A 16273-nucleotide genomic window follows, 5' to 3' on the forward strand; every position below is an offset into this window, starting at 1 on the left:
AGGCCGCGAAAGGCGACGATTTTACGTTCGCGGGAGGGCATCTCTCCCACAGCCGCTCGGGATGCCGGCTGCCGCGTCAGCCCGTGCGGCTGTGGGACAAAGCCCGGCCCCGCACGCTTTTTTGCGTTTCCCGCCGCTTTCGGCACTTTCCTGCGCTTTCCCCCTCTCTCACTGCATGGCACCGCCCCACATCGGCCCCGACACCCCGTTTTTCATCGTGCTCAATGCCGGCTCCGGCAGCGAAGACGCCGCGCAGGCCCGGCAGGTCATCGACGACGCCTTTGCCGCGGACGGCCGGCGGCACCGCGTGTTCCTCGTGGACGGCCCCGGCCGCGTGCAGGCGCTGGCGCGCGAGGCGGTCGAACGTGCCCGGGCCGTGGGCGGCGTGGTGGTGGCCGCGGGCGGCGACGGCACCATCAACGCCGTGGCCCAGGCCACGCTGGGCAGCGGCTGCCCCTTCGGCGTGCTGCCGCAGGGCACCTTCAACTACTTCAGCCGCACGCACGGCATTCCGCGCGACACGGCGCAGGCGCTGCAGGTGCTGCTCACGCAGCAGCCGCGGGCGGTGCAGGTGGGGCTGGTGAACGACCGCGTGTTCCTGGTCAACGCCAGCATGGGCCTGTATGCCGACCTGCTGGAAGAACGCGAAAGCCACAAGGCACGCTTCGGCCGCCACCGCTGGATCGCCTTCTACTCGGGCGTGCTGACGGTGCTGCGCGGGCGGCATCGCCATTGGCAATTGCGCATCGCCTCGCACGGCCACGAGCGCGACATCCGCACGCCTACGCTGTTCGTGGGCAACAACCCGTTGCAGCTGATGCAGGCAGGCGTCGACCACGCCGAGGCGCCCGAGCAGGGCCGGCTGACCGCGGTGGCGCTCAAGCCGGTCGGCCTGCTGGCGATGCCGGGGCTGCTGGTGCGCGGCGCGCTCGGGCGGCTGGGCGACGCCGACGAGGTGCTGAGCTTTCCCTTCGAGTCGATGACGGTGAAGGCCGGCCGGCTGCGCACGCCGCGCCGCGTGAAGATCGCCACCGACGGCGAGATCGACTGGGTCGACATGCCCCTGCTGTTCCGCGTGGCGCCCGACCCGCTGTGGCTGGTGCGGCCCGACAGCGCGCCCGAGCTGGAGGCGGCACGGCCATGAGCTGCCTGCTGCAAGTGTCCGACCCGCACTTCGGCACCGAGCAGCCCGAGGTGCTGCAGGCGCTCGAACGCCTGGCGCACGCGCTGGCGCCGCAGGCGGTGCTGCTGTCGGGCGACATCACGCAGCGCGCCACGCGCCGCCAGTTCGCGGCGGCGCGCGCCTTCGCCGACCGGCTGGCGGCGCCGGTGGTGGCGATTCCGGGCAACCACGACATCCCGCTGTTCCAGCTGGCGGCGCGCGTCTTCTCGCCCTACGACCGCTACACCGAGGCCTTCGGCCCCGACCTGGAGCCGGTGTTCGCCTGCGACGACTGGCTGGTGGTCACGGTCAACACGACGCGCTGGTACCGGCACGAGGACGGCGAGGTGTCGCCCGCACAGGTCGAGCGCGTCGCGGCGCGGCTGGCACAGGCTTCGCCCCGGCAGGTGCGCGTGGTCGTGACGCACCAGCCGGTGCTGGTGACGCGGCCCGAAGACCAGCAGAACCGACTGCACGGGCGCGCGGCGGCGGTGGCGCGCTGGACGGCGGCGGGCGCCGACCTGATCGTCGGCGGCCACATCCACCTGCCTTTCGTGCGCCCGCTGGACGAGCGTTTTCCGGGCTGCCCGCCCACGGCCTGGGCGGTGCAGGCCGGCACCGCCGTGTCGACGCGCGTGCGCTGGGATGCGCCGAACTCGGTGAACGTGCTGCGCGCGGAGGCGTCCGGCGACGGCGCGCAGCGCGTGTGCGTGGTCGAGCGCTGGGACCATTCGGCGGCAGACAAAGCCTTCACGCGCGTCGACCTATTGCGGCTTCCGCTTGCCAGCCGCGCGGCGGCCCCTTAGGGTTGCGCCGCATGCCTCCTGCGGACACCCTTCTTCTTTTTTCTTCAGCCCCCTTGGTTCTTCTTGCACAGCAGCTGGGCGAACACGCCCTGGCCTGGTTCGCGCTCGCGCTGACCGTGTCGGTGCTCGGCGCCGGCCTCGCCTGCCGGATGCTGCAACGGCGCCATCCGCTGCCCGACACCGGCGAGCCTGACGAATCGCGGCTGGCGCTCGGGCTGGGCCTGGGTTTCGTGCTGATCCTTGCTGCGGCGGTGCTGGTCGCGTGGATTGCCTCGCACCTGGGCGACGGCCGCACCATGGGCCGCGCCGACCAGGCGCTGGCCGACGCCATCGCCGCCCATGTGCCGTGGGGCGCGCTCGTGAGCTTCAGCTGGCTCACGCACCTGGGCGACGCGCAACTGCTCGCGCCGGTGTGCGGGCTGGTCGCGCTGCTGCTGTGGCGCAACGCGCACCGCGGGCTGGCGCTGGGCTGGGTGACCGCGCTCGGCGGCATCGTGGTGCTGAACCCCGCGCTCAAGCACATCTTTGCGCGGGCCCGGCCGGTGCACGACCACGGGCTGGCGCTGGAGACGAGTTTCAGCTTTCCCAGCGGCCACAGCGCGGGCGCGATCGTGAGCTACGGGATGCTGCTGTACTTGGCGCTGCGGCTACTGCCGGCGCGCTGGCATGTGCCGGCCGCCATGGCCTCGGTGGCGGCCATCGTCACCATCGCCTGCAGCCGGATCTTCCTGCAGGTGCACTTCGCGAGCGATGTCGCGGCCGGCCTGCTGACCGGCCTGGGCTGGCTGCTCGTGTGCGTGAGCAGCCTGGAATACGCGCGGCACCGCAAGCGCCGCACCGCACGCTGACCGTTGATCAGTATTCCCAGAAGATGCGCTGAAGCTCTTTGGTGTTGTTGGTCTTGGTCAAGGCCACCATCGCCAGGATGCGCGCCTTCTGCGGGCGCAGATCGTGCGCCACCACCCAGTCGTACTTGTCGTCGGGCTGCTCGGCATTGCGGATCACGAAGCCGTCGGGCACGCGCGAGCTGCGGATGACGACCACGCCGTCGGTGCGCGCCTTCTGCAGGTTCGGCACGATGCGGTCGGCCACCGAGCCATTGCCCGTGCCGCCGTGGATCAGCGCCTTGGCGCCGCTCTTGGCGATCGCGTCGATGGCCACCGAGGACACGCCTTCGTAGCCCATCGCGATCTCGACCGGCGGCAGCGCGGTGATGGTGTCGATGTTGAACTCCGAGTTCGTGGTGTGGCGCTTGACCGGCGCGCGGAACCAGTAGTTCTTGCCCTCGACGATCATGCCCAGCGGACCCCACTGGCTGGAGAACGCGCTGGTCTTGATGTTGACGTTCTTGCTCACGTCGCGGCCGGTGTCGATGTTGTCGCCCATCGTCACCAGCACGCCCTTGCCCATTGCGTCCTTGCTGCCCGCCACGTTCACCGCGTCGTACAGGTTGAGTGCGCCATCGGCCGACAGGGCCGTGCCCGGGCGCATCGAGCCGACCACCACGATCGGCTTGTTGGTGTGCACGGTGAGCGTCAGGAAGTAGGCGGTTTCTTCCAGCGTGTCGGTGCCGTGGGTGATGACGATGCCGTCCACGTCCGACTGCTTGGACAGCGCCGAGACGCGCTTGGCCAGCGTCATCAGGTTGTCGTTGGTGAGGCTTTCCGATGCGACCTGGAACACCTGCTCGCCGCGCACGTTGGCGACCTTGGCCAGCTCGGGCAGGCCGGCGATCAGCTTCTCGACGCCGACCTTGGCGGCCGCGTAGGTGGCGCTGTTGACGGCCGACGCGCCGGCACCGGCGATGGTGCCGCCGGTCGCCAGGATCACCACGTTGGGCAGCGCCTGCTGGGCCTGCGCGAGCGCGCTGGCCGCGAGCAGTGCGGCACCGGCCGCAAAGGCACGGAAATGGGTAGAAAAGTACATACGGGCTCCTTGGTTTGAGGATGATTTCTCGAGGCGGCGAGGAAGATACATGAACCATGCCCGCATGCCATGCCGCTGCATGCCGGCATGGCATGCGGTCATGCGCCGGCCTTAGAGGGCCAGCAGCCAGCCCGCTACCGCCGCCAGCCCGACGACCCACACCGGCGACAGGCGGGCGTAGACCAGCAGCCCGAACGCCGCCAGCGCCAGCCCGAAGTCGGCCTTCGAGTGGATGGCGCTCGTCCACACCGGGTCGTAAAGCGCGGCGAGCAGAACGCCGACAACCGCCGCATTCACGCCCGCCATCGCGCGCTGGACGCCATCGCGCTGGCGCAGCGTCTCCCAGAACGGCAGCGCCCCCACCACCAGCAGGAAGGCCGGCAGGAAGATGGCCAGCAGCAGCGCCCCGCCGCCCAGCCAGCCCCCGAACGGCCCCTGCATGGCGGCGCCGAGGAAGGCCGCGAAGGTGAACAGGGGCCCCGGCACGGCCTGGGCTGCGCCGTAGCCCGCCAGGAACACGTCGTTCGAGACCAGGCCCGTCGGCACCACGCCCGCCTGCAGCAAGGGCAACACGACATGGCCGCCGCCGAACACCAGCGCGCCCGATCGGTAGAAGGACGCGATGACGGACAGCGGCGGCCAATCCGTCGCCGCGGCCAGCATCGGCAGTGCGATGAGCAGCGCGGCGAACAGGCCCAGCAGCGCGGCGCCCGTCGCCTTGCTCACGCCGTGGTCGTGGTGTTGCGCAGCGGGCAGGTGGCCGGGCGGCAGCGCCCATCGGCCGACAACGCCCCCGGCGACGATGGCGGCGATCTGCCCCATGGCCGAAGGCACCGCGAGCACCAGCAGCGCCGCGACGATGGCCACGCCCGCGCGCAGCCGGTCGGGGCACAGCGACTTCGCCATGCCCCACACCGCCTGCGCGACGACGGCCACCGCGACGACCTTCAGCCCGTGTACCGCGCCCGATTGCGCCAAGCCTGCCCAGTGCGTGACGCCGGCCGCAAAGAGGATGAGCGCCACGGCGGACGGCAGCGTGAAACCGAGCCACGCCGCCAGCGCCCCGCCCCAACCAGCGCGGCCGAGCCCCAAGGCGATGCCAACCTGGCTGCTCGCAGGCCCGGGCAAGAACTGGCACAGCGCCACGAGGTCGGAGTAACTCTTGTCGTCGAGCCACTTGCGGCGCTCCACGAACTCCGTGCGGAAGTAGCCCAGGTGCGCCACCGGTCCGCCGAAGGAGGTCAGGCCCAATTTCAGGAAAGCGAGAAAGACCTCGAGCACCGAGCCCCTGGCAGGCGAGGCGCCCGCGCCGTCAATGGCCGGTGGCGGGGCGGCGGGCTTGGGGCGGTGGTGGTGCTTCATGGACGACGACGTCGAATGCGCATCCGCCGGTGCGCCTCAGCCCCGGGTGCGCCCAGGCCGGAAGAAGACCGCGCCGAGCGCGACGATCGCCAGCGCCGCGATCCACAGCGGCCACAGGCCGAAGGGTGCGACCCAGCGCGCGAAGGGCGTGAGCCCGCGCCGGCCCTCGACCGGCGCTTCGAGCACGCCGCGCGTGAGACGCGGCAGCTGGTGCGTGACGCGGCCCGCGGCGTCGATCACCACGGTGGCGCCGGTGTTGGTGGACCGCACCATCGGCCGCGCGAACTCGAGCGCACGCATGCGCGAGATGGCCAGGTGCTGGTCGATGGCGACCGAGTCGCCGAACCAGGCGATGTTGCTGACGTTGAGCAGGACGGTCGGTGCCGTGGCCTCGTCGCGGAAGTTCGCGCCGATCTCGTCGCCGAACAGGTCTTCGTAGCAGATGTTGGGCGCGATGCGCTGGCCCTGCCAGACGAAGGGCGCCTGTGCCAGCCCGCCGCGCTCGAAGTCGCCCAGCGGGATGCTCATCATGCGGATGAACCAGCGAAAGCCCGGCGGAATGAACTCGCCGAAGGGCACGAGGTGGTGCTTGCTGTAGGCGTAGGGCTGCGCCGCGCCACCGGGCATGAAGCCGAGCACGGCGTTGCGGTAGGTGCCCGGCCCGTCGCCGAGCGGCAGGCCGACGATGGCGGCCTGCTGCGAGCCCGGCTGGCCGTAGCGTTCCTGGATGCTGTCGAGGTAGCCGGCGGGCAGCTGGCGCGGCAGCAGCGGCAGCGCCGTTTCGGGCGTGACCACGAGTTGGGCCTTGGCGTCGCGCAGCTGTTCGGCGTACCAGCGCAGCGCGGTTTCGATGCCGCCGCCGGGAATGAATTTCTCGTCCTGCGGGATGTTGCCCTGCAGCAGTGCGACCTGCAGCGTGCCGGCAGTGCCCTGCGCGCCGCGCGCATCGGCAGGCAGCGGCGAGACAACGTTGGGCAGCACGAAAACCGCGGCGAGCAGCATCGCGGCCAGCGCCGTCGGCACCACGCCACGCAGCGGCAGCCGCCGCGCGACCAGCGCCACGGCCAGTGCCGCGGCGGCGCCGATGCCGTACACGCCGACCCACGGCGCCAGCGCGGCCAGCGGGCCGTCGACATGGGCGTAGCCACCTGCGCCCCAGGGAAAGCCGGTGAACCAGCTGCCGCGCACGAGCTCGGCCAGCGTCCACAGCGCGGCGAACACGAAGGCGCCCGCGATGCGCCCTGCCGGCCCGCGCACCACGAACCAGGCGCAGGCCACGGCGTAGTAGAGCCCGAGCGCCGCCGCCAGCGCGAGCACGGCGATCACCGCCAGCGGCGCCGGCAGCCCGCCGTAGGTGTGCATCGAGATGAAGAGCCACCAGAAGCTGCCGGTGAGCCAGGCGGTCGCGAACACCCAGCCGTGCAGGCCGGCGCGGCGCCAGCCCGCGCCTTGGGCGCGCAGGCCGTCGAGCAGCCAGACCAGCCCCGCCAGCGACAGCAGCTGCAGCCACCACAGCGGACGGCCGTCGCCCGGCCAAGCGATGGACAGGGCCTGCGCCACGCCCGCCAGGCCGAAGCCGAGCAGGCGAAGCAGCCCGGAGGCGGCGGAGGAAGGGGGAGAAGTGGGCGAGACGCGGGCCGGGGCCGCTGCTGCGGGCGCCGGCATCAGTCGGCCGCGTCGCCGCCGCGCGCCGGCGACACCCGGAACCAGCGCACCGCGCCGCCCTTGGTGTGCAGCACCACGAAGTCGAAGCCGCCGATGGCGTGGTGCTCGCCGCGCTTGGGCACGTGGCCCATCTCGTGCGCGATGAGTCCGCCGATGGTGTCGAAGTCTTCGCTCAGCTGTTCTTCATTGAAGACGATGCCGAAGGCCTCGGCCACGCGCTCGATGGGCGTGTCGCCCGAGACGCGGTAGGTGTGGTCGGCCAGGCCGAAGATGTCGCCCTCGTCCTCGGCGATGTCGAACTCGTCTTCGATCTCGCCGACGATCTGCTCGAGCACGTCCTCGATGGTGATGAGGCCGGCCACGCGGCCGAACTCGTCGATGACGATGGCCAGGTGGTTGCGGTTGCCGCGGAACTCGCGCAGCAGGTCGTTCAGGCCCTTGCTCTCGGGCACGAAGGTGGCCGGGCGCAGCAAGGCGCGGATGTTCAGGCCCGGCGCGCGCTGCAGCTTGAGCAGGTCCTTCGCGAGCAGGATGCCGATGATGTTTTCTTTTTCGCCCTCGTAGACCGGAAAGCGCGAGTGCGCGGTCTGGATCACGGCGTGCAGCAGCGCGTCGAAGGGCGCGTCGATGTTCACGAGGTCCATGCGCGGCGCCGCGACCATCACGTCACCGGCCGTCATGTCGGCCATGCGCAGCACGCCTTCGAGCATCACGCGCGATTCGGCGCCGATCACCTCGTTGTCCTCGGCATCGGCGAGGGTTTCGATCAGCTCGTCGCGCGAATCGGGGCCGGGGTGGATGAATTCGGCGAGCTTCTGGAGAAAGCCACGCTTGTCTTCCCGTTCAACGGGAGCGCGTTCAGGGTGAGGGTCGGCCACTGCGGGAGGGCGGAGTTGAAGAGAGACAAGGATAACGGATTGCGCATGACAGGCTCTACCGTCCGGCCGGCATAGGCCGGCCCTGCCCGCTCAGGGCGCCGATTTGCTTCTTGCGTCGCGCATGCCGCTGCGCACTTCCTGCAGGCTCGCCAGGAAGGCCCAGAACTGCTTGGCGCGGCTCTTGAGCGCGAAATCGACCGCGGCGTAGTGCTCCAGCGCGATCTCGCTCATGCGGCTGTCGAAGGTGGCGGTGGGCAGCTGCAGGTGCGCCTCCGACTCGGAGCCGCTGCGCACCACGGTGGCGCCGGCGTTGCGGGCGATCTTGAGCATGGCCGCGTTTTCGCTCAGCGCATGGATGAAGAGCATGCCCACGCCTTCGTTGCGCGCGGCAACCACGGCGCGTTCGAACAGGCGCGCACCATAACCGCGGCCGCGGGCGTGCGACGACACGGACACGCCGAATTCGGCGCAGTCGCTGTGCTGGTCGCCGGGTGCGTAGGCCACGTGCGCCATCGCGATCAGGTCGAGGCGGCGGTTGTAGATGCCGAACAGTTCGTCACGGTCGAAGTCCAGGCCTTCGACATAGCGCAGGACCTGCTCGTCGGCCGCGGCATAGCCGAAGCGCAGATAGCGGTCGTGCGGCGTCAGGTCCAGCAGGTGGCGCGCGATGCGTTCGCGTTCGCGCGGGCCGATCGAACGGATCGGCACCATGACGGGTGGGGGCGCGCTGACGGCGCGCGGTTGCGCCTCAACCATCGGCGCCTTCAGGAAAGAGCCGAGGCCGAGAGACGCTTTGAGGAGGGTCTTGGCGGTAAGCATGGCTCCAATGTAAGGGTTTTCCCTTAATCACCAAGCCCGCAAGGACACTTTCTGGACGCATTCGTGACTCGATACCAGAGTGCGTGGTGTTTCCGCAACCAATTTGTGGTTAAACGGGCACAGATGTTGTGGCTTTGACACGATCGAGCACGAAGCTGGTCTTGCAGTCTTCGACGCTGGGGTGCTTCAGCAGGGTGTCCATGATGAAGCGGCTGTAGTGCGCCATGTCGGCCACCACCACGCGCAACAGGTAGTCCATGTCGCCGGTGAGGGCCGCGCACTCGACCACCTCGGGCCAGGTCTGCACGCTGGCGCGGAACAGGTCCATGGGGTTGCGCTTGTGGCTTTCGGTGTGCTTTTCGAGCCGCACGTTCAGGTAGGCCGTGAGGCCCAGGCCGACCGCCTCGGGCTGGACCAGGGCCACGTAGCGGTCGATGACCTTGTGTTCCTCGAGCCGCTTGACCCGCCGCAGCACGGCGCTGGGCGACAGGCTGACCTGCTCCGCGATCTGGTCGTAGGTGGCACGGCCATCTGCTTGCAGCATGCGCAAAATGAGCCGATCTATCTTGTCGAGTGCTTCCATTTCGCCATTTTTGCAGTTTTACTGCGTCATGACCACCCATGGCGCCCAGAAACGCAGAAAACCTGAACGCCTTCCGACCTACAGTGCAGCACGGCCCGAATCCGGGCCTTTGTTTTCCTTTCTGCACAACTTCCCCACTTTCCGGAGACAGCACCCATGAGCCACGCCGACGCCCCCGCCTTCACGCCCTGGGAGAACCCGATGGGCACCGACGGCTTCGAATTCATCGAATACGCAGCACCCGATCCGGTCGCGATGGGCAAGGTGTTCGAGCGCATGGGCTTCGTGGCCATCGCCAAGCACCGCCACAAGAACGTGCTGCTGTACCGCCAGGGCACGATCAACTTCATCCTGAACGCCGAGCCCGATTCGTTCGCCCAGCGTTTCGCGCGCGAGCACGGCCCGAGTGTGTGCGCCATCGCCTTCCGCGTGCAGGACGCCAAGCAGGCCTACGAACGCGCCACCGCGCTGGGCGCCTGGGGCTTCGCTGACAAGGCCGGCCCGGGCGAGCTGAACATCCCCGCCATCAAGGGCATCGGCGACAGCCTGATCTACCTGGTGGACCGCTGGCCGGGCAAGAACGGCGCGCAGCCGGGCGACATCGGCAACATCGGCTTCTACGACGTGGACTTCGAGGCGCTGCCGGGCGTGTCGTCGCAGGACGCGCTGGCGCGCAAGGGCAACGGCCTGACCTACATCGACCACCTGACGCACAACGTGTACCGCGGCCGCATGGACGTGTGGGCCAATTTCTACGAGAAGCTCTTCAACTTCCGCGAAGTGAAGTACTTCGACATCGAAGGCCAGGTGACGGGCGTGAAGAGCAAGGCCATGACCAGCCCCTGCGGCAAGATCCGCATCCCGATCAACGAAGAGGGCAAGGAACAGGCCGGCCAGATCCAGGAGTACCTGGACATGTACAAGGGCGAGGGCATCCAGCACATCGCCATGGGCTCGGACGACCTGTACGAGAGCGTCGACGCGCTGCGCGCCAACGGCGTGACGCTGCTGGACACCATCGACACGTACTACGAGCTGATCGACAAGCGCATTCCCGGCCACGGCGAAAGCGTGGCCGAGCTGAAGAGCCGCAAGATCCTGATCGACGGCAAGAAGGACGCGCTGCTGCTGCAGATCTTCAGCGAGAACCAGCTGGGCCCGATCTTCTTCGAGTTCATCCAGCGCAAGGGCGACGACGGCTTCGGCAACGGCAACTTCAAGGCGCTGTTCGAGAGCATCGAGCTCGACCAGATGCGCCGTGGCGTGCTGAGCGCCGCAAAATAAGGCGCTTCACCACTGCCCTGGAGCCCGGCATGCGCCACGCGTCTTCTTCGACTGTCGTCACTTCCTTCGTCGCGGCAGTTGCCGCTGCTGTCGTGCTCTCGGGCTGCGCCTCGGCGCCGCCCGCGGCCGGCGCGGGCGCCTCGCACCTGGACACGGTGCAGAAGGCGGCGGTGCTGCGCATCTGCACGCCGGGCGACTACCGGCCCTTCAGCTTCCAGAAGGCCGACGCCTCGTTCGAAGGCATCGACGTCGACCTGATGGCCGGCTTCAGCGCCAGCCTCGGCGCCAAGCCCGAATGGGTCAAGACGACGTGGGCCAACCTGCTGCCCGACCTGGCCGCGGGCAAGTGCGACATCGCCGTGGGCGGCGTGTCGGTGACCACCGACCGCCAGAAGCGCGCCTTCTTCAGCGCGCCCTACATGGTCAACGGCAAGACGCCCATCGCGCGCTGCGCCGACGTGGCCAAGTACCAGAGCGTGGCGGCCATCGACCAGCCGTCGACCCGCGTGATCTTCAACCCGGGCGGCAGCAACGAACGCTTCGCCCGCACCAACTTCAAGCAGGCCAGGCTCACGCTGCACGGCGAGAACGTCACGATCTTCGACGAGATCGTGGCGAACCGCGCCGACGTGTTCGTCACCGAATCGGCCGAGGCCATCACGCAGCAGAAGCTCAAGCCCGGGCTGTGCGCCGTGAACCCCGACAAGCCGCTGCAGTACGGCGAGATGGCCTGGATGCTGCCGCGCGACGACGTGGCTTTCAAATCGTATGTCGACCAATGGCTGCACCTGCAGCAAGCCGGCGGCGACTTCCAGCGCGTGATGGACCGCTGGCTCAAGTAACCCGAGAAACCGAAACCCCATGGATTCCCCCGCCGCCGTTGTCACCCCCGCCGTCTATGGCGCCTCCGATCGCCCGCCGCGCGGCGACTACTCGCGTGGCGGTTCGGTGCAAGCCGACTACACCTGCCCACAGGACTGGGCCAGCTACACGGCGGCCGACCATGACACCTACAAACGGCTGTACGAACGCCAGGCCGCGCAGCTGACGGGCCTGGCCTGCGACGCCTTCATCAAGTCGCTGCCGCTGCTCGGCGTGAAGGACCGCATCCCGCGCTTCGAGGAACTCAACGAGCGCCTGCACCGCGCCACCGGCTGGGAGATCGTCGCGGTGCCGGGGCTGATTCCCGAGCTGCCCTTCTTCACGCTGCTGGCGAACCGCAAGTTCCCGGTGACCGACTGGATCCGCAAGCCCGAAGAGTTCGACTACATCGTCGAGCCCGACGTGTTCCACGACCTGTTCGGCCACGTGCCGATGCTGTTCGACCCGACCTTCGCCGACTACGTGCAGCGCTACGGCCAGGGCGGCATCAAAGCGCACGAGTTGGGCGCCGGCGAGAAGCTGGCGCGGCTGTATTGGTACACGGTCGAGTTCGGCCTGATCCGCCAGCCCGAGGGCCTGCGCGCCTACGGCGCCGGCATCCTGAGCTCGGTCGGCGAACTGCAGCACGCGGTGCGCAGCCCCGAGCCGCACCGCCTCCCGCTCGACCTGCTGCGCACCATGCGCACGCAATACAAGATCGACACCTACCAGGCCAACTACTTCGTGATCGAGAACTTCGCACAGCTCTTCGATCTCACGGCACCCGACTTCACGCCGCTGTACCGTGCGCTCGAGGTGCAGCCCGACATCCCGGCCGGCGTGCTGCTGCCGGGCGAATCCGGCAACGCCTGATCGCATCGCTGTGACCCGGGCGCGCACGGCGGCTATCGCCTGCGCGACACCGGGCATGCGCCCCTAGGACAAGCCCGCTGGCGGCTGGGAGGCATTGGCTCCCACAATCCGCGCCAAAGGAGCTTGCATGCAGACATCCGCGCGACAGAACTACCCGGCCGGCGTGCCGCACGAGATTCATCCGGAGCAGTACCGCTCCCTGCCTCACATGTTCGACGAGGCCTTCGGCCGCTACAAGGACCGGCCGTTCTCGGTCTGCATGGAGCGCTGGATGTCGTATGGCGAGCTCGACACGCTCTCGAAGGCGATGGGTGCCTGGCTGCAATCGCAGGGCCTCGCGCCCGGTGCGCGGGTGGCGATCATGCTGCCCAACGTGCCGCAGTTCGCGGTCACGATGTGCGCCGTGCTGCGCGCGGGCTACACCTGCGTCAACGTGAATCCGCTGTACACGGCGCGCGAGCTGGAGCACCAGCTCAAGGACTCCGGCGCCACGGCCATCGTCATCCTCGAGAACTTTGCCGCCACGCTCGAACAGGTGATCGAGCGCACGCCGGTCAAGCACGTGGTGATGACTGCGATGGGCGACCTGCTCGGCGGGCTGTACGGCGCCTGGATCACGGTGGCCGTGCGCCACCTGGCCAAGATGGTGCCGCCCTACAAGCTGCCGCTGAGCGACGGCCGCACGGTCACGCCGTTCAAGCAGGCGATTGCCGAAGGCCGCGGGCGCACGCTCGGGCCCGACCAGAGCACGCTCGATTCGATCGCCTTCCTGCAGTACACGGGTGGCACCACCGGTTTGTCGAAGGGCGCCGTGCTGACCCACCGCAACATCGTGGCCGCCACGCTGCAGGCTGAAGCCTGGTTCACGCCCGCATTGGCGCGGGCCGGCGACCTGGCGAAGGTCAACAGCATCGCCGCGCTGCCGCTGTATCACATCTTCGCGCTGACGCTGTGCCTGCTGGTGATCCGCCAGGGCTCGCACATGACGCTGATTCCGAACCCGCGCGACTTCAACAAGTTCGTCGCGGTGCTGAAGAAGCGGCCCTTCCACATGCTGCCGGCGGTGAACACCTTGTTCAATGCGCTGCTGATGCACCCGGAGTTCAAGACGGTCGATTTCTCGACGCTGTTCGTGTCGCAGGCCGGTGGCATGGCCGCCTCCGAAGGCACGGCGCGCAAGTGGTTCGAAGCCACCGGCTGCCCGATGATCGAAGGCTGGGGCATGAGCGAGACCTGTGCGATCGGCACCAACAACCCCGTGTCGAACACGAAGTTCACGGGCACCATCGGCCTGCCGTTGCCGAGCATTGAGATCGCGATCAAGGACGATGAAGGCCAATCGCTGCCGATCGGCCAGGCGGGCGAGCTGTGCATCAAGGGGCCGAACGTGATGACCGGCTACTACAACCAGCCCGCCGAGACGGCGGCTGCCTTCACGGCCGACGGCTTCATGCGCACCGGCGACATCGCCGTGATGCAGGAAGACGGCTACAGCCGGATCGTCGACCGCAAGAAGGACATGATCCTCGTGAGCGGTTTCAACGTGTTCCCCAACGAACTGGAAAACGTGATCTCGCTGTGCCCTGGCGTCGTCGAATGCGCGGCTGTGGGTGTGCCGGACGAGAAGCAGGGCGAGGCCATCAAGGTCTTCGTGGTCCGCAAGGACCCGACGCTGACGGAAGACGCCGTGCTCCAGTACTGCAACGGACAGCTCACCGGCTACAAGCGGCCGAAGCACATCGAGTTCCGCGAGTCGCTGCCCAAGACCAACGTGGGGAAGATCCTGCGGCGCGAGCTGCGCACCAGCGCCGGTGCCTGAGCGCGTGGGGCACCACGGGGAAGCCAGCGCCGGGCTGCCGGCGAATGTCGTCGTGTTCGAGCGGGGCTGGCTGTCTTCGAACAACATCCTCTTCGTCGGAGCCGAGGAAACGGCGCTGGTCGACACCGGCTATGCCACGCATGCCGATCAGACGCTGGCCTTGGTCGAGTCGGTGTTGGGCGAACGTCCGCTTGATCGGGTGCTGAACACGCACCTGCACAGCGATCACTGCGGGGGGAACGCGGCATTGCAGGAGCGTTATCCATCGGTGCGGACGGACATTCCGCCTGGAGAGGCGGCGCTGGTCGAGCGATGGGATGCGCAGGGCCTGAGTTTCCTTGCGACTGGACAGAGTTGCCCGCGGTTTGCTTTCACTGGACTGCTCAAGCCCGGCACTGAATGCCTGCTGGGAGACAGTGCGTGGCAAGTGCATGGGGCTCCGGGCCACGATCCGCACTCGGTGATCTTGTTCGATCCGGCGTCGCGGACCCTGATTTCAGCGGATGCGCTCTGGGAGAACGGGTTTGGCATCGCATTTCCGGAGCTGATGGGCGAGCCCTCGTTCGGGGACATTGCGGCAACGCTCGATTTGATCGAGAAGTTGTCGCCGTGCCAGGTGATTCCAGGGCATGGAGGCGTCTTCACCGATGTCGACCGAGCTTTGCAGACGGCGCGCCGGCGGCTGGATGGACTGCAGTGCGACCCGGAGAAGCACGCGCGTCATGCGATGAAGGTGCTGATGAAGTTCAAGCTTCTGGAGCTGCACGCGGTGTCGCACGCTGAGTGGGGTGCGTGGCTGGCTGGAACGCCCTATTTCGAGCGGATCCGGGCTCGATTCTTTGCCGGTGAGTCGCTGGTCGATCTGACGTCGGAGCTGCTTGCAGAGCTGATTGGAGTTGGCGCAGCGCAATCCGATGCATCGGGAGTTCACAACGCCTGATTGACGGTTGTTTACTGCAATAAAAAAGCGCCCGCTCTTTCGAGTCAGCGCTTTTTATGCGTTTGGCGTTTGCATTGCGCAAAGCAAAAAACCCCAGTCATTGCTGACTGGGGTTTTCTGGGCTGTAAGAGCCTGACGATGACCTACTTTCACACGGGAACCCGCACTATCATCGGCGCTGAGTCGTTTCACTGTCCTGTTCGGGATGGGAAGGAGTGGTACCAACTCGCTATGGTCATCAGGCATAAAGGGTTGTCCGATTGATCACACGATCAATCAAACGAATTCATAGAGTTTGGAATCAGCTTTTGGCGAATTATTTTGAATGCGTCAACTTGGCATAACACCTTGATCAGATTGATCAAAGTTATAGGGTCAAGCCGCACGAGCAATTAGTATCAGTTAGCTTAACGCATTACTGCGCTTCCACACCTGACCTATCAACGTCCTGGTCTTGAACGACTCTTCAGGGGGCTCAAGGCCCCGGCAGATCTCATCTTGAAACGAGTTTCCCGCTTAGATGCTTTCAGCGGTTATCTCTTCCACACTTAGCTACTCGGCAATGCCACTGGCGTGACAACCGATACACCAGAGGTGTGTCCACTCCGGTCCTCTCGTACTAGGAGCAGGCTTCCTCAAATCTGCAGCGCCCACGGAAGATAGGGACCAAACTGTCTCACGACGTTTTAAACCCAGCTCACGTACCTCTTTAAATGGCGAACAGCCATACCCTTGGGACCGGCTACAGCCCCAGGATGAGATGAGCCGACATCGAGGTGCCAAACACCGCCGTCGATATGAACTCTTGGGCGGTATCAGCCTGTTATCCCCAGAGTACCTTTTATCCGTTGAGCGATGGCCCTTCCATACAGAACCACCGGATCACTATGTCCTGCTTTCGCATCTGCTCGACTTGTCAGTCTCGCAGTTAAGCACGCTTATGCCATTGCACTATCGTCACGATGTCCGACCGTAACTAGCGTACCTTCGAACTCCTCCGTTACGCTTTGGGAGGAGACCGCCCCAGTCAAACTGCCTACCATGCACTGTCCCCGATCCAGATAATGGACCTAGGTTAGAACCTCAAACACACCAGGGTGGTATTTCAACGTTGGCTCCACAAGATCTAGCGACCCTGCTTCAAAGCCTCCCACCTATCCTACACAGATCTGTTCAAAGTCCAATACAAAGCTACAGTAAAGGTTCATGGGGTCTTTCCGTCTTTCCGCGGGGAGATTGCATCATCACAAACATTTCAACTTCGCTGAGTCTCAGGAGGAGACAGTGTGGCCATC

Annotated in this window: 14 protein-coding genes and 2 rRNA genes (1 of these 16 cut by a window edge); 8 read left to right on the top strand and 8 right to left on the bottom strand. The window is 67.0% G+C overall.

The features are described 5' to 3' along the window. Positions 1–175 precede the first annotated feature (175 nt). The 3 genes from ACAM52_RS29475 to ACAM52_RS29485 are packed head-to-tail and all read left to right on the top strand — an operon-like array spanning position 176 to position 2816. Complete coding sequence (locus tag ACAM52_RS29475) at positions 176–1144, top strand: diacylglycerol kinase family protein (protein ID WP_369645322.1); 969 nt, start codon at positions 176–178, stop codon at positions 1142–1144. Further along, positions 1141–1968, top strand: a complete 828-nt coding sequence (locus tag ACAM52_RS29480) for a metallophosphoesterase (RefSeq protein WP_369645323.1) — start codon at positions 1141–1143, stop codon at positions 1966–1968. The genes ACAM52_RS29475 and ACAM52_RS29480 overlap by 4 nt, the downstream gene beginning before the upstream one ends. Before the next feature lie 53 nt (positions 1969–2021). After that, positions 2022–2816, top strand: coding sequence for a phosphatase PAP2 family protein (locus tag ACAM52_RS29485; protein WP_369645324.1), 795 nt, complete (start codon positions 2022–2024; stop codon positions 2814–2816). A gap of 7 nt (positions 2817–2823) precedes the next feature. On the opposite strand, the gene ACAM52_RS29490 is transcribed toward ACAM52_RS29485, so the two are convergent. From ACAM52_RS29490 to ACAM52_RS29515, 6 genes are all read right to left on the bottom strand, one after another. After that, positions 2824–3894, bottom strand: coding sequence for an asparaginase (locus ACAM52_RS29490; protein WP_307638742.1), 1071 nt, complete (start codon positions 3892–3894; stop codon positions 2824–2826). 111 nt (positions 3895–4005) lie between these two features. Further along, the gene (chrA, locus tag ACAM52_RS29495; protein ID WP_307638741.1) at positions 4006–5256 is read right to left on the bottom strand and encodes a chromate efflux transporter; all 1251 of its coding nucleotides are present in this window, start codon (positions 5254–5256) and stop codon (positions 4006–4008) included. 36 nt (positions 5257–5292) lie between these two features. After that, positions 5293–6921 carry an apolipoprotein N-acyltransferase gene (gene lnt / locus ACAM52_RS29500; protein WP_369645325.1) on the bottom strand — a complete coding sequence of 543 codons (1629 nt, stop codon included), beginning with the start codon at positions 6919–6921 and terminating at the stop codon, positions 5293–5295. Continuing rightward, positions 6921–7799 carry an HlyC/CorC family transporter gene (locus ACAM52_RS29505; RefSeq protein WP_062482253.1) on the bottom strand — a complete coding sequence of 293 codons (879 nt, stop codon included), beginning with the start codon at positions 7797–7799 and terminating at the stop codon, positions 6921–6923. The genes lnt and ACAM52_RS29505 overlap by 1 nt, the downstream gene beginning before the upstream one ends. Positions 7800–7889: 90 nt before the next feature. Beyond that, on the bottom strand, positions 7890–8618 hold the full coding sequence (locus tag ACAM52_RS29510) for a GNAT family N-acetyltransferase (RefSeq protein ID WP_062482250.1): 729 nt from the start codon (positions 8616–8618) through the stop codon (positions 7890–7892). A 109-nt stretch (positions 8619–8727) separates the two neighbouring features. Then, a complete protein-coding gene (locus ACAM52_RS29515) occupies positions 8728–9201 on the bottom strand; it encodes an Lrp/AsnC family transcriptional regulator (protein WP_070062947.1) in 474 nt (157 codons plus the stop codon). A 156-nt stretch (positions 9202–9357) separates the two neighbouring features. Between ACAM52_RS29515 and hppD the strand changes: the two genes are divergently transcribed. From hppD to ACAM52_RS29540, 5 genes are all read left to right on the top strand, one after another. Continuing rightward, positions 9358–10485, top strand: coding sequence for a 4-hydroxyphenylpyruvate dioxygenase (gene hppD, locus ACAM52_RS29520; protein WP_095947890.1), 1128 nt, complete (start codon positions 9358–9360; stop codon positions 10483–10485). A gap of 29 nt (positions 10486–10514) precedes the next feature. Then, positions 10515–11327 (top strand): transporter substrate-binding domain-containing protein, encoded by an 813-nt coding sequence (locus tag ACAM52_RS29525; RefSeq protein WP_369645326.1) that lies wholly within the window; start codon positions 10515–10517, stop codon positions 11325–11327. 19 nt (positions 11328–11346) lie between these two features. Beyond that, positions 11347–12219: a phenylalanine 4-monooxygenase gene (gene phhA, locus ACAM52_RS29530; protein ID WP_070062950.1), complete on the top strand. Its 873-nt coding sequence runs from the start codon at positions 11347–11349 to the stop codon at positions 12217–12219. A 127-nt stretch (positions 12220–12346) separates the two neighbouring features. After that, positions 12347–14038: an AMP-binding protein gene (locus ACAM52_RS29535; RefSeq protein ID WP_307697145.1), complete on the top strand. Its 1692-nt coding sequence runs from the start codon at positions 12347–12349 to the stop codon at positions 14036–14038. Further along, on the top strand, positions 14031–14978 hold the full coding sequence (locus ACAM52_RS29540) for an MBL fold metallo-hydrolase (protein ID WP_369645327.1): 948 nt from the start codon (positions 14031–14033) through the stop codon (positions 14976–14978). Before ACAM52_RS29535 ends, ACAM52_RS29540 begins: the two co-directional genes overlap by 8 nt. A 130-nt stretch (positions 14979–15108) precedes the next feature. Here ACAM52_RS29540 and rrf read toward each other — a convergent pair. Together rrf and ACAM52_RS29550 are read right to left on the bottom strand one after the other, a co-directional pair. Continuing rightward, positions 15109–15221, bottom strand: a 5S ribosomal RNA gene (gene rrf / locus ACAM52_RS29545). Between the two features lie 128 nt (positions 15222–15349). Further along, a 23S ribosomal RNA gene (locus ACAM52_RS29550) occupies positions 15350–16273 on the bottom strand (it continues 1950 nt past the right edge of the window).

It is taken from the genome of Variovorax sp. V118 (assembly GCF_041154445.1).
Classification (GTDB): Bacteria; Pseudomonadota; Gammaproteobacteria; order Burkholderiales; family Burkholderiaceae_C; genus Variovorax; species Variovorax boronicumulans.